The sequence below is a fragment of the Thiofilum flexile DSM 14609 genome (assembly GCF_000380185.1).
Taxonomy (GTDB): domain Bacteria; phylum Pseudomonadota; class Gammaproteobacteria; order Thiotrichales; family Thiotrichaceae; genus Thiofilum; species Thiofilum flexile.
The window spans coordinates 16,736-28,599 of record NZ_KB904773.1 but is presented as its reverse complement, the minus strand read 5'-3'; the positions used below and the strand labels follow the sequence as shown (position 1 = coordinate 28,599).

The following is an 11,864-nucleotide window of genomic DNA, read 5'->3' as shown; positions in this document are numbered from 1 at the left end:
CTAGATGCAGTCGACCCCAGCGCACCATTTCTACCCCATCATCTGCGCCCGCTAAGGTGGCCGCTAGACCCAGTAATAGGATCTCGGGCAGCGGATAGATCACTTTGGCGAGTTGGCGCGGATCGCGTAGGCTGGCCAGATGTTCCATCAGACGGCTTACGGCATTGGCCGGAGGTGGGCATTGGGTAGGGGGGACGGGAGGAGTGTTTGACATCTTGACGGCTCTCGGAGTGAAAGCCTTACTTATCCTCTATTTATATAGCAAGGTTCAAGCGATTGCCCTGAATTGTTTACCAAAAGCGTTTGACAAGCGTCTTTATAGTGCTTAACATCTCCACCCTTAATATACTATGATTTCCTTATAGTGTTCTAAGCCGATGTGGCGGAATTGGTAGACGCGCTAGTTTCAGGTATTAGTGGGGCGACCCGTGGAAGTTCGAGTCTTCTCATCGGCACTTTTTATTTACCAACGATTGTTGGTTAAAAGCCTTAGATTATCGTTAATCGGGGCTTTTTTCGTTTTTAGCGTCTGTTAATGTTTTTTGTTCTTGCTTTTGTAACCAGGCACCAATAAAACCACGCATTACTAAAGCTGTTGGAATACTAACCACCATAATAAAGCCAATAAGATCCATAAACGATCCATGCAGCGGGTATACCACATTCACTATGAGCATCACAATAAAAACCAATATCAGATTGATCAGGGTGAGGGTAATAATAGGTAAGCGTTTACCAACGACGGTGCGATAGATTCGATGCGGCAGGGCAAAGATCACTAGGCTGGGGGTTAGAGCCAATAATAACAATAAGATAATTAATACAAAGAGGCTAAACATTAAATTTTTCGTTTTGTATCAGGATAGAGAACGTTACAATATAACGTTAAGATGGGGAAGTCCTCTATAAACCAAGTTCTGTTAGGATGACTTAACTATGTGGCTTGTGGTAACACGCAATAAGGTGTGTAACTTCAAGGTTATAGTTTTTAATCTACGGTTTCGTATCACTCTTGAGGTATATTAAGTTAATGAAAGTAAAAACATTTATTGGAATGACGCTCTTGGCGTTTTTGGGTTTTCTAGCGACTAGCCAAGCGGCTCCTTTGTTAACTGCAACAGCCGATAAGCCAACGGCGGGTGAGAATTTTCCGAATACAGCGATGGCAACCGTGGTGGTTCGTTCGATTAATAAAAATGAATTAAATTACCTCAATAACTGTATGCGCGATTTAAATATTCCTCAAGGAGCTTATGAGCGCTTGTTGCGTATGGTCACTCTGCCACGTCTGTCTAATGGTCAACAATGGTATTTTATACGCCCTGCATTAAATCCTTATTGCCAAACCTTTTATGGGAATAATGGTTTCCGGTACTGGCTAGTGAGCTTGGCTGATGGGGCTTATCAAATACGTTACAGTGGGCAGGGTAGCACTTTCCGGGTATTAAACACGATATCCAATGGGTATTATGATATTGCTGCGAGTAGCTGTAACTCAGCAGAATGCTTTACTACTACCATGAAATATGTGGGTGAGCGTTATACGCCTTTCCAATGTAGTGAAATGCGTTTTTCAGCCGGCAGTGGTGGTGACTCAGAGTTTAATGTACCTTGTACCCCCCGTGCTCGTTAGTAGACGAATAAATAGAGAGTACGAATTTGTACTCTCTTAATAAGGCTACTGTGACTTATTTCTTTTTGGAAACGCGTTCAAATAAAATAGGGTAGGTTTGATTCTCAACCAAACCATGCCCCCCACGTTGTATACGAGCAATATCATAATAGCCGCGTAATTTTAATTGACCGGCTGTATCAGTGGGGCTTTTATTTTCCTCACCCATAATTAAATATAAACGATGTTCATAAAAAGCATATTGCGGATTAGCACTAGGCTCTTGGGTATACAGATATAAAAATGGAAAAGGAGCTAACTGACCATAGAAATATTGAGGTGAGCTATCCGTATAAGTTCTTTTATTAATAGTAAAATGTGCTCCTGTAGTGCCTATGGTGAGGTTAATGGCTGGGAAAATAGCACGCCACTCGCCTTCATATACGCCTTTATCGACAGCATGAGCCTTGAGACTTAATACAGTAAAAACCAGCCCGATTATTAATATCATAAAACGCATCTGTTATATATTCCTTATTAACCGAAATAAATCTGACCTTTAGGATAACGTACTTTAGGCGTTGTATTCATGGCGAGGAAAATACCCAGTGATAAAGGTCCTACCCGTCCCATGAACATTAATAGCATAATGATACTCCGCTCGAAATCACTCAAACTAGCCGTAATACCTAATGATGCTCCTACTGTAGCCAAAGCAGACGTTGCTTCAAAAAATAATGCTAGAATTTGCCCATCACTATCCAAGGTTAGTAAAAACACCGCTAACATTAGCAATATCAGAGTCGTTACAGTTAAAGCCAATACTTTTTGAATTTGATCCTCGCGGATACTACGCCCAAAGACATGAATCCAACGTTGGCGTTTAAAAAACGCAATAGCCGATAAGATCAATACAATAAAGGTAGTGACTTTTAAGCCCCCCGCCATAGAGGTACTGCCGCCACCAATGAGCATTAGCATAATAAATAAGAGTGTAGTCGATTCATGCATGCCTGCCAGATCAATACTATTTAGACCACCACTACGGCTCATCACCATTTGAAACCAGCTTGCACCAAATTTGGCACTGGGGCTATCTAATGCACCTAGGGTTTTAGGGTTAGTCCATTCTAATAATGCAAAAGCACTGACCGATACCACTAATAAAATAGCGGTTCCAACTAGCATTAATTTAGTATGTAAACTAAAGGCATGCCAACGGCGTTGTTTCCATACATCCGTAATAACGCTATAACCAATACCTCCCAAAATAACTAAAATGGGAATAGTAATATTAATAATAAGATTATCGACAAAGGGCGACATGCTATTGGAGTAGAGGGCAAAGCCGCCATTGGTAAAGGCAGAAATACTATGAAAAGTGGCATACCAAAAACCCTTACCCCAACCTAGCTCTGGAATAAATACAACGCTAAGTATTAAGGCTCCCACCGCTTGGCAGCTAATAACAATCTTAAAAATAATCCACGTTAGTTTCATTAAGCTATTGATCGAAGTTTGATTAAGGTCTTCACGTAAAAAGGCATGTTGTGCCGTACCAATTTGAAACCCTAACATGGAGAGGACTAGCACCGTAAAAGTCATGACCCCAATGCCACCCAGTTCAAGCAGCAGGGCAATAATTCCCTGACCCCAGGTAGTGAAATGTGCGCCCGTATCCACTACCCCTAAGCCAGTAATGGTGACGGCTGAGGTCGCCGTAAAGAGCGCATCTTGCCAAGCCAATGGCTGAGTGGTTGCAAAGGGTAACTTTAATAAGAGCATGCCTAGTAAAATCAGGCCTAGGTAAAGTAAGGCTAATACCGCTGATGGTGGTAGTCTAATAATCCGTAATGGTTTTAAATAAGGAATACGCATGAGAAATCTTAATGAATTTTAATTGTATTAGTATTAATAATAATAGGTTTTATTGTAGATTATCACTAAATTCACGTAAGTCAGCACGCCGCCCTAATAGGATAATTTTATCTTCAGGTTGCAATACCGTATCATCTTGTGCGCAATTCATATAGGTAGTTCCACGCATTACCCCTAAACAACGTAAATTAAACCGCGTTTTTAAGCTGAGGCTATCCAAGGTTTTTTGTGTTTCAGGAGGCACTTCATAGACAAAAATATGATAGCCATTACCTATGCTCACATAATCTTGAATAAAAGGACTATGTAGAACTTGTGCGGTATGTTTGCCGACTAGCTCCTCTGGGTGAATAATGCGGTCTACCCCTAATTTACTTAAAATGCGGTGATGTGTTCGGCTCAGCGCTTTCACCCAAATGGTTTTGACCCCTAATATACGTGCATTCATGGTGCAGAGCAGATTGGCTTCTAAGTCCTCACCAATCGCAATCACCACGACATCATAGCGTCCTAATCCGGCCTCGCGCATGGCGGCTTCATCAGTGGCATCGGCAATAATAGCCTCTGGAATATGGTCTGCAATTTGACTTACACGTCTTTCATCGGTATCAATCCCTAAAACATGGTTCCCAAAGCGAGCCAATTCGCGTGCAACCGTACTACCAAACGTACCTAAGCCAATGATTGCAAAACTACGTGCCATGATTAATCTCTTATTTGAACTAATATCTAAGCCTAATAGTCTAGCATGACACCAGAGCAGTGCGAGATGAAAAGCATTGCAGAGCTAGCACCCGGCTGCTAGACACATGATGAAACCCTCTCTTAATTCAGCGGCATAAGGGTGGTTTTGCACAATAACGTAAAGAGAGGCTATGCTGTTACTCCAATGAAATTATTTCTTAAAACGATAAAGCAGATAATGATCACTTTTTTAATTATCCTCTTAGCACTAGTATCCGGTATATGGCTTTATATGCAAACGCCAAAATTTGGCAAAGACCCCAGTGGAGAACGCTTAGAACGTATCAAGCAATCCCCTCACTTTAAAGAGGGTAAATTTGCCAATTTACACTTTACGCCAACTCTAACTGAAGGTTATTCCATGTTTGGGGTGTTATATGATCAATTTTTTAAACCCAAACCTAATTTGAAACCTAATCACTCTATACCTTCGACAAAAACGGATTTGCATAGTCTAGATCGTAGTGAAAATATCTTAATTTGGTTTGGGCATTCCTCTTATTTTATTCAGTTAGCGGGTAAGCGTTTTTTGATTGATCCAGTTTTTAGTGGTAGTGCTTCGCCGGTTCCTGGTAGTGTTAAGGCTTTTGTGGGTACGGACAGGTATACCGTTGAGGATTTACCGCAAATAGATTATTTACTAATTACGCATGACCATTATGATCATTTAGATTATGAAACCATTAAAGCAGTAACCCCTAAGATAGATAAGGTAATTTGTGGGTTAGGTGTAGGCTCTCATTTAGAGTATTGGGGCTATGCAGCCAGTAAAATCACCGAGCTAGATTGGAGTGAAACTATAAAACTAGAGAGTACATTAACTCTACATACGGCACCTACTAGACATTTTTCGGGGCGTAGTTTTAGTAGAAATAATACTCTATGGGTATCGTATATACTGGAAACTCCCCAGCAAAAACTCTATCTGGGCGGCGATAGTGGTTATGATACGCACTTTAAGGACATTGGTGAGCGATATGGCCCTTTTGATTTAGCGATTCTGGAAAGTGGGCAATATAATTTAGCTTGGGAAGCTATTCATCTGTTACCCCCGCAAACCTTAGTAGCGGCTACGGACTTAAAAGCTAAGCGCCTATTTCCAGTACATTCTGGAAAATTTGTTTTATCTACACACCCTTGGAATGAGCCTTTAAGTGAGGTGTATAGAATTAATCAAGAAAAATATCAGTTGCCCTTAGCGACGCCGATGATTGGTGAGAAATTATATTTAGATAATCAAAATCAAATATTTACCGAATGGTGGAAAGAATAATTTTTTGTTTTATTAAACTTGTTAAAAAAAGGAAGCTAGATGAATTTACTTAATCAATTGCATGATGAGAAAGAGATTCGTACTATTATTGATTTATATGCCAACTATGCGGATACCAAACAGACTGATAAGCAAGTAGCTTTATTTTCTGATGATTGTAAGGTAAAGATTTACTATGACTCCACCTCTGATATTCCTACTCAGGTAATAGAAGAAAAAGAGAGTTTAAAGCAGTTAATCATAGCAAGCTTATCACCTTTCCCTAAAACCATGCATTTTAATGGTCAGAGTATTATTAATATGGTGAGTGATACCGAGGCTACAGGTATTGTTTATTGTCGAGCTTATCATTATAGCAAAGAGGGTGATACTGAAAAGCTGATGATTGCTCCTATTCGTTATGAGGATCAATATAAAAAGAGTGAAGGGCGGTGGTACTTCGCTGAGCGAAAACTGATAGTACAGTGGATAGAGAATAGATAAGTTATTTTAACTAATGTCCCTAAAGAGTGAAACTAATATGACAATGCCACCCCAAGATTATTATTTAGGAGCACCTTTATGGGCATTAGCGGCTTGGAAAGGGAGTTTGTTTACGCCAAAAGCAAAGCCTGCCGAGTTTTTAGAGCAATATGCCCAGCGCTTTAATGCGGTGGAGGGTAATACTACTTTTTATGCCACGCCAGCCGCTGCTATGGTCGAGCGCTGGAAAGCGGCTACACCGGAAACGTTTCGTTTTAGCTTTAAATTTCCTAAAGAGATTACCCATAAGGCGCATTTAGTTAATGTTGAGGTGGCAACCACGGAGTTTTTGCAGCGTTTAGCGCCCCTAGAGCAGCGTTTGCATTATATGATCCAATTACCGGCGAGTTTTAAGCCGAGTGAGTTGCCACAACTAGCGGCCTTTATTAAGACATTGCCTAAGGACTACTCCTATGCGGTAGAGGTACGCCATCCTGATTTTTTTACTAAGGCTCCCGCACGCGAGGCCTTAAATACTTTATTGACCGAGTCCCATATTGACCGTGTGATTTTTGATAGTCGAGCAGTTCATGCGGCACCTAAATTAGAGCAGGCAACCGAAGAGGCGCAATTAAAAAAGCCGCGTTTGCCAGTACAACTCGATACTACCGCCAATCAACCGATGCTACGACATATAGGTCATCCGGTGCAGGTGGATAATGAGCCGTGGTTACTCCCTTGGGTGGCACAAACCGCACGCTGGATTCAAGCAGGCAAGCGTCCCTTTATCTATTTACATACGCCTAGCAATAACGATGTACCGATTTTGGCAGATTGGTTTCAGACACAAGTACAAGAGCGTTTACTCATCAGTAGCGAGATAAAAAAGTAGTTGGGTATTTCTGGAGCAGTCTTGGCGGCAAGGATGCCGCCTTGTAGCGTACAAGGATGTATTCACAGCGACTGCGGAAGAAATGCCCAACTACTTTTCGCCTGAGTTGGGTTTTGCTTTAGCCTTGTCAAGACAAAAGTTAAAATCAGCGTATGATGATGGTTGTTTGAGCCATTGCATTCTGGTAACATCACGCGCCTTTAGAGTATCAGATTCGCATTTTGGAGATGTCCCATGGCTCGTGTATGCCAGGTAACAGGTAAGCGTCCTATCGTTGGTAACAACGTATCGCACGCGAACAATAAAACTAAACGCCGTTTTCTACCCAACTTGCATACGCATCGTTTTTGGGTAGAGAGCGAAGAACGCTTTGTCAGACTACGTGTTTCTGCTAATGGCATGCGTACTATTGACAAAAAAGGTATCGACGCGGTGCTCGCTGAAATGCGTGCGCGTGGCGAAAAAGTCTAATAACGGGAGTAGATAAGCATGGCCAAGAAAGGCGGACGTGAGAAAATTAAACTAGTATCAACAGCAGATACTGGCTTTTTCTACACCACAACGAAAAACAAACGTACCACTCCAGAGAAATTGGAGTTCAACAAATACGATCCAGTGGTTCGTAAGCATGTTGTATTTAAAGAAGCCAAAATTAAGTAAGATATTGAGTGGCTCAGATTTCAAAAAGCTCGGTATAGCCGAGCTTTTTTTATGATGGTAGTCTAAGATAATCATTAAATTAAAAGAGGGCAGTGCCATGTTGGTATGGGTGATTATAGGGATTATTGTCACGCTCGTAGTTTTACCACTCTTGATTGGGCTAATGTTACCGCAACAAACGCGAGCCACTCGTGTTGATTTAGTGCGTGCGCCGATTGATCAGGTGTGGGAATCGTTAGCGGATTTAGCGCGTCATACCGAATGGCGTAGTGACCTGAAAAGTGTACAACTCAAAGATGACGATGATGGCTTGCGCTGGTTAGAGCATTCTAAGACCTATGGTAAGTTGGTGGTGCGTAAGGTAAAAGAAGTGCATCACAAAGAAATCATGATGAGTTTTCAGCGTGGTAAGGGCTTTAAAGGTACCCGTGAAGCACGTTTAAATGCAGTTCCGGGTGGGACGCGTGTGACGTTTACAGAAACACGGGATATTCGCAATCCTATTACCCGTTTGCGTAATTTATTTGGTTCTAAATTAGATATACAGCTAAATCAATATATTAGTGAATTAAAAACCAAATATGCGACTAAATCCATTCCACCTGCTAACACGCCAACGTCGTAGCAAACATGTCGGTGCGCGGTAATTGCAAACGCTCACCTAGCTCATAGAGCGTACATTGTTGAATCGGGTGAATGAGGGTTGGCGCTAGTTCTATGAGTGGATAGAGCACGAAGGGATAGCGCTCAATATCTTTATGAGCCAGCAGAGTACCCTCATATAACAATAAATCGGCATCAACTGTTCTGGCACTATAGCCTCTTAGTGTATGGTTGCGTCCTAGTGCCTGCTCGGTTTGTTTTAAATAGTCAACCAATTGAGAGCTGGTTTTATCGGTTTTAAGCCCTACCACGAGATTGAGAAAATCATCTCCCTCAAAGCCTACGGCTTTAGTACGATAAATAGTCGAGAGTTCTAAATCTCCAAAAGTAGTCTCTAAATGTTGCAGCAGGGCGCAAAGGTGCTTTTCTGGTTCAATATTGCTACCTAAGCCGAGATAGGCTTGATACACGGTGTTAGTCATGAGGGCGTACTCCGCGTTCGATTTGCACGCCTACCTCACTCGCACCCCGTACTGCTCCTGGTTTGCCCACCGTGACCCTAACCCAAGGCATATGGAAGGTATTCATTAGGTGTTGAGCAATCGTTTCAGCGAGTCGTTCTACTAGATCAAAATGTTGGGACTCGACTAAAGTAATCACTTGTTTAGCAGCGGTTTTATAGTTCAGTGTATCGTCAATATTATCACTAGCGGCTGGAATACGGTTATCCCAAGCCATCTCTAAACTAACCCGAATTTGTTGCTGTATACGTTTTTCCCACTCATAGATACCAATACGGGCTGGGATTTTTAGATCTTTAACGTAAACAATATCCATAAAAAAAAGCGCTCCAATATCGTCAATATGAGAGCACACTATAGCGTAAAAATTTAGGAGGGGGTTAATGGCAAATCCCCGCTCTTAAAGAGCGAGGATATTATCAAGATAGGAATGAGAGAGGGGATTATTCGCCAGCACCAGTAGCCGCAACTGCAACAGCAGGTTCGCCATTATTATTGCCTTGGAAACGATTAAAGTTCGCAAAGCCTGTATCAAAAATATCTTTTACTTCATACAGTTGATAGGTCTTATCACCTTTTTGAGCCATAGAACCATCTAAACGTTCAATTGCTCCGGTACCATCATTACCTTTTCCAACGCGTTTTTTACCATCGCCATCGGCGGTTTGTCCCCATAGACCATGAGGCATCACACCATCGGCAGCCACGTTTTTACTAGCGAAGGCAACATCCATATAATTACCTTTAGTCATAAGCGTTAGGTCATATTCCCCCGCTTTGACTTTAACAGTCTTACCTTTCTTCTCTACCATGCCATCTAAATAAGTACCGTCTTTTTGCTCTTGACCGTTAATCATGAGCTTTCCGGCTTTATTAAAGGAGATTTGGTTCTCACCTACAGTTAAACCATAATCTTGCATGAAGTTACCTTTAAAGGTGGAATTAAGTTGAACACCTTTATCACTCAATAGGTTATAGACTTTATTGTCATCCCCTTTTACGTCATAGGTATCACCTTCAGCACCTCTAAAGTGTGGATCACCAAAGACTTGTGCTCCATTATTAATAGCAACAGGTCTAGTAGGAGTAGTTGTACCCGTACCTGCGGGAGTAGTTGTACCAGTGCCAGCACCCGGAGTGGTTGTACCCGTACCTGCGCCGGGAGTGGTTGTACCCGTACCTGCGGGAGTAGTTGTACCAGTGCCAGCACCCGGAGTAGTTGTACCCGTACCAGCACCGGGATTAGTTGTGCCAGTACCTGCGCCGGGAGTGGTTGTACCTGTGCCTAAGTAGTTAACACTAACACCACGAGCCTGCAGCATTTGTGCTAGCAGACTAAACAGGATATTCATTACATTGGAGTTATTGCCGTTAAAAATATTAATGTTGCTAGAGAAGTTATTGGATTGTACTTGATAATTAATAGCAGGATTATTAAAGTTCTGACTAGAAGAAGTATTAGATAACCCATTACCATTCGTATTGGCAATATTGGCATTAGACTTAAAATTTGTTTGGTAAATAGGTAGCATCTATAAGTCTCCTATAGAAGATAATATCTATTGTTTAAGTATATTTAAATTAAATCAATTTCGTTATTGAGATTGATTTTATATAGATGATGAATAGTATTCTTTGCAATTAGCATGATAAATTAATCTAACTGATTAATAATTAAGATATTTATCTGAGGTTTCTTGTCATCAGCGTGTGCGCTTATAAGAATCTATCAATACAGCTATTTTTAATATATTTGTTCTGCATATGTCTTATTAAATGAGCTTTAGTGGTATAAGTTATTTTATAGACGGTTGATGAAAGGCAGAGTAGGGGGAATGGGATAGGTGAGGGTAGACACTTAGGTCTACCCTATACTGAGCAATTATTGCTTAGTTTCTGAAGCAGGTTTTGCTTCTTCAGCAGGCTTAGCATCGGCTGGCTTGGTGTCTTCAGCAGGCTTAGCATCGGCTGGCTTGGTGTCTTCAGCAGGCTTAGCATCGGCTGGTTTAGCGTCAGCAGGTTTAGCGTCAGCAGGCTTAGTCTCAGGTAGTAAGACTTTAACTTCTGCTTTGTCCCGTAATGAGCGCATATGAGCAATCATTTTTTCTTGTTCTAAAAGGCGTTTTAATTGCGGTTTAATTTGCTCGAAATCAGGCAATTTAACCGGACGCTTTTCTTCTAGCTTAATAATATGCCAGCCAAATTGAGTTTGAACCGGCTCTTTACTAATGGTATTAGGCTCCATTTTGCTGACGGCCTCAGCAAAAGGAGGCACCATAGAATCAGGACGGAACCAACCTAAATCTCCACCCATAGGGCCTGAAGGACCCGTGGAAGCTTTTTCGGCAACCTTCGCAAAATCGGCACCACCTGTAAGTTCTTTTAATAAAGTCTCGGCTTCTTCTTTGGTTTTAACCAAAATATGGCGGGCTTTATATTCAGATTTAGGCGTATCGGCGACACGTTTATCATACGCCGCTTTTAGTTCTTCATCGGTGAATTTAAAACCATTTGCGGTATCTTGCATCCACGCATTCAGCACCAATTTGTCAGAAAAGTCTTTAAGCTTATCTTTAATATCTTGGCGATCAGACAGATTGGATTTCTGGGCTTCTTGGCGTGCGAGTTCAGTGGCGATTAAATCGTCTAATACACTCTTTTCCTCAACCTCACCGGGTGCTGAACGCTTAACCATTTCCATAATCGAGTCGAGTTGAGTACGAGTAATGGCGACACCATTAACGATTGCTACAGCCGATTCAGCCGGAGCCGCTTTGGTTTCAGTTGCAGCCGGTGCTGCTGCCGCAGGCTTAGTTTCAACAGGTTTTACGTCCTCGGCAAAAGCAGGAGCGGTTACTAATTGCAACCCTAATAAGCCCGTTGCTACTAGTGTACTGAGTTTTAAGTGCATGTTTAGCCTCATGGTAATACTTTTTTGAAAGGTTTAATCATTACTTGTTGGTAAACGCCAGCGATCACATACGGATCAGCATTAGCCCATGCTTGTGCATCCGCAAGCGAGTCAAAGCTAGCGACAATCAGACTGCCAGAAAATCCAGCAGTTCCGGGATCTTCACTATCAATCGCCGGATTAGGGCCTGCAAGCAATAATCGACCTTGATTTTTAAGGGCTTGCAGGCGCTCAAGATGGGCGGGACGTGCCGCGAGTCGTTTTTCTAAGCTATTTACGCTATCTTCACAGACTATTGAGTACCACAT

General features: G+C 41.9%; 17 protein-coding genes and 1 tRNA gene. 8 read left to right on the top strand and 10 right to left on the bottom strand.

Going from position 1 to position 11,864, the window contains the following annotated elements:
- Positions 1 to 148, bottom strand: a 148-nt coding sequence (locus tag A3IK_RS19295; protein ID WP_245539479.1) for a transposase family protein, incomplete at its 3' end; no start/stop codon positions are given.
- A gap of 225 nt (positions 149 to 373) precedes the next feature.
- On the opposite strand from A3IK_RS19295, the gene A3IK_RS0111390 reads away from it, so the two are divergent.
- A tRNA-Leu gene (locus A3IK_RS0111390) sits at positions 374 to 455 on the top strand.
- A gap of 45 nt (positions 456 to 500) precedes the next feature.
- On the opposite strand, the gene A3IK_RS0111385 is transcribed toward A3IK_RS0111390, so the two are convergent.
- Positions 501 to 839 carry a hypothetical protein gene (locus tag A3IK_RS0111385; protein WP_020560108.1) on the bottom strand — a complete coding sequence of 113 codons (339 nt, stop codon included), beginning with the start codon at positions 837 to 839 and terminating at the stop codon, positions 501 to 503.
- A gap of 191 nt (positions 840 to 1,030) precedes the next feature.
- On the opposite strand from A3IK_RS0111385, the gene A3IK_RS0111380 reads away from it, so the two are divergent.
- Positions 1,031 to 1,633: a hypothetical protein gene (locus A3IK_RS0111380; RefSeq protein WP_020560107.1), complete on the top strand. Its 603-nt coding sequence runs from the start codon at positions 1,031 to 1,033 to the stop codon at positions 1,631 to 1,633.
- A gap of 55 nt (positions 1,634 to 1,688) precedes the next feature.
- Here the strand turns inward: A3IK_RS0111380 and A3IK_RS0111375 are convergent, their stop codons facing one another.
- The 3 genes from A3IK_RS0111375 to A3IK_RS0111365 are packed head-to-tail and all read right to left on the bottom strand — an operon-like array spanning position 1,689 to position 4,193.
- Positions 1,689 to 2,132, bottom strand: coding sequence for a hypothetical protein (locus A3IK_RS0111375; RefSeq protein WP_020560106.1), 444 nt, complete (start codon positions 2,130 to 2,132; stop codon positions 1,689 to 1,691).
- Between the two features lie 17 nt (positions 2,133 to 2,149).
- Positions 2,150 to 3,490, bottom strand: coding sequence for a TrkH family potassium uptake protein (locus A3IK_RS0111370; protein ID WP_020560105.1), 1,341 nt, complete (start codon positions 3,488 to 3,490; stop codon positions 2,150 to 2,152).
- 49 nt (positions 3,491 to 3,539) lie between these two features.
- Positions 3,540 to 4,193: a potassium channel family protein gene (locus tag A3IK_RS0111365; protein WP_020560104.1), complete on the bottom strand. Its 654-nt coding sequence runs from the start codon at positions 4,191 to 4,193 to the stop codon at positions 3,540 to 3,542.
- A 219-nt stretch (positions 4,194 to 4,412) separates the two neighbouring features.
- Between A3IK_RS0111365 and A3IK_RS0111360 the strand changes: the two genes are divergently transcribed.
- From A3IK_RS0111360 to A3IK_RS0111335, 6 genes are all read left to right on the top strand, one after another.
- Entirely contained in the window at positions 4,413 to 5,507 is a 1,095-nt protein-coding gene (locus A3IK_RS0111360) for an MBL fold metallo-hydrolase (RefSeq protein ID WP_020560103.1), read from the top strand.
- A 39-nt stretch (positions 5,508 to 5,546) separates the two neighbouring features.
- Positions 5,547 to 5,990 (top strand): nuclear transport factor 2 family protein, encoded by a 444-nt coding sequence (locus A3IK_RS0111355; protein ID WP_020560102.1) that lies wholly within the window; start codon positions 5,547 to 5,549, stop codon positions 5,988 to 5,990.
- A gap of 37 nt (positions 5,991 to 6,027) precedes the next feature.
- Positions 6,028 to 6,861, top strand: a complete 834-nt coding sequence (locus A3IK_RS0111350) for a DUF72 domain-containing protein (protein WP_020560101.1) — start codon at positions 6,028 to 6,030, stop codon at positions 6,859 to 6,861.
- Positions 6,862 to 7,095: 234 nt separating this feature from the next.
- A complete protein-coding gene (rpmB, locus tag A3IK_RS0111345) occupies positions 7,096 to 7,332 on the top strand; it encodes a 50S ribosomal protein L28 (RefSeq protein ID WP_020560100.1) in 237 nt (78 codons plus the stop codon).
- 18 nt (positions 7,333 to 7,350) lie between these two features.
- Positions 7,351 to 7,521, top strand: a complete 171-nt coding sequence (gene rpmG, locus A3IK_RS0111340; RefSeq protein WP_020560099.1) for a 50S ribosomal protein L33 — start codon at positions 7,351 to 7,353, stop codon at positions 7,519 to 7,521.
- A gap of 97 nt (positions 7,522 to 7,618) precedes the next feature.
- On the top strand, positions 7,619 to 8,146 hold the full coding sequence (locus A3IK_RS0111335; RefSeq protein ID WP_020560098.1) for an SRPBCC family protein: 528 nt from the start codon (positions 7,619 to 7,621) through the stop codon (positions 8,144 to 8,146).
- Here A3IK_RS0111335 and folK read toward each other — a convergent pair.
- The 5 genes from folK to A3IK_RS0111310 all read right to left on the bottom strand — a co-directional run bounded on the left by folK (position 8,127) and on the right by A3IK_RS0111310 (position 11,864).
- Positions 8,127 to 8,606 carry a 2-amino-4-hydroxy-6-hydroxymethyldihydropteridine diphosphokinase gene (gene folK / locus A3IK_RS0111330; RefSeq protein WP_020560097.1) on the bottom strand — a complete coding sequence of 160 codons (480 nt, stop codon included), beginning with the start codon at positions 8,604 to 8,606 and terminating at the stop codon, positions 8,127 to 8,129. The genes A3IK_RS0111335 and folK overlap by 20 nt on opposite strands.
- Positions 8,599 to 8,961: a dihydroneopterin aldolase gene (folB, locus tag A3IK_RS0111325; RefSeq protein ID WP_020560096.1), complete on the bottom strand. Its 363-nt coding sequence runs from the start codon at positions 8,959 to 8,961 to the stop codon at positions 8,599 to 8,601. Before folB ends, folK begins: the two co-directional genes overlap by 8 nt.
- Before the next feature lie 127 nt (positions 8,962 to 9,088).
- A complete protein-coding gene (locus A3IK_RS20395) occupies positions 9,089 to 10,177 on the bottom strand; it encodes a hypothetical protein (protein WP_020560095.1) in 1,089 nt (362 codons plus the stop codon).
- 350 nt (positions 10,178 to 10,527) lie between these two features.
- On the bottom strand, positions 10,528 to 11,556 hold the full coding sequence (locus A3IK_RS0111315) for a peptidylprolyl isomerase (protein ID WP_020560094.1): 1,029 nt from the start codon (positions 11,554 to 11,556) through the stop codon (positions 10,528 to 10,530).
- Positions 11,557 to 11,564: 8 nt separating this feature from the next.
- The gene (locus A3IK_RS0111310; protein WP_020560093.1) at positions 11,565 to 11,864 is read right to left on the bottom strand and encodes a YciI family protein; all 300 of its coding nucleotides are present in this window, start codon (positions 11,862 to 11,864) and stop codon (positions 11,565 to 11,567) included.

Excerpts from the sequence above, each read along its gene's own strand:
- A3IK_RS0111350 (WP_020560101.1), top strand. The coding sequence starts at position 6,028 with ATGACAATGCCACCCCAAGATTATTATTTAGGAGCACCTTTATGGGCA.
- A3IK_RS0111310 (WP_020560093.1), bottom strand. The coding sequence starts at position 11,864 with ATGTGGTACTCAATAGTCTGTGAAGATAGCGTAAATAGCTTAGAAAAA.
- A3IK_RS0111385 (WP_020560108.1), bottom strand. The coding sequence starts at position 839 with ATGTTTAGCCTCTTTGTATTAATTATCTTATTGTTATTATTGGCTCTA.
- folK (WP_020560097.1), bottom strand. The coding sequence starts at position 8,606 with ATGACTAACACCGTGTATCAAGCCTATCTCGGCTTAGGTAGCAATATT.
- A3IK_RS0111370 (WP_020560105.1), bottom strand. The coding sequence starts at position 3,490 with ATGCGTATTCCTTATTTAAAACCATTACGGATTATTAGACTACCACCA.
- A3IK_RS0111335 (WP_020560098.1), top strand. The coding sequence starts at position 7,619 with ATGTTGGTATGGGTGATTATAGGGATTATTGTCACGCTCGTAGTTTTA.
- A3IK_RS0111315 (WP_020560094.1), bottom strand. The coding sequence starts at position 11,556 with ATGCACTTAAAACTCAGTACACTAGTAGCAACGGGCTTATTAGGGTTG.
- A3IK_RS0111360 (WP_020560103.1), top strand. The coding sequence starts at position 4,413 with ATGATCACTTTTTTAATTATCCTCTTAGCACTAGTATCCGGTATATGG.
- A3IK_RS0111365 (WP_020560104.1), bottom strand. The coding sequence starts at position 4,193 with ATGGCACGTAGTTTTGCAATCATTGGCTTAGGTACGTTTGGTAGTACG.
- A3IK_RS0111355 (WP_020560102.1), top strand. The coding sequence starts at position 5,547 with ATGAATTTACTTAATCAATTGCATGATGAGAAAGAGATTCGTACTATT.
- A3IK_RS0111380 (WP_020560107.1), top strand. The coding sequence starts at position 1,031 with ATGAAAGTAAAAACATTTATTGGAATGACGCTCTTGGCGTTTTTGGGT.
- rpmG (WP_020560099.1), top strand. The coding sequence starts at position 7,351 with ATGGCCAAGAAAGGCGGACGTGAGAAAATTAAACTAGTATCAACAGCA.
- rpmB (WP_020560100.1), top strand. The coding sequence starts at position 7,096 with ATGGCTCGTGTATGCCAGGTAACAGGTAAGCGTCCTATCGTTGGTAAC.
- folB (WP_020560096.1), bottom strand. The coding sequence starts at position 8,961 with ATGGATATTGTTTACGTTAAAGATCTAAAAATCCCAGCCCGTATTGGT.
- A3IK_RS0111375 (WP_020560106.1), bottom strand. The coding sequence starts at position 2,132 with ATGCGTTTTATGATATTAATAATCGGGCTGGTTTTTACTGTATTAAGT.
- A3IK_RS20395 (WP_020560095.1), bottom strand. The coding sequence starts at position 10,177 with ATGCTACCTATTTACCAAACAAATTTTAAGTCTAATGCCAATATTGCC.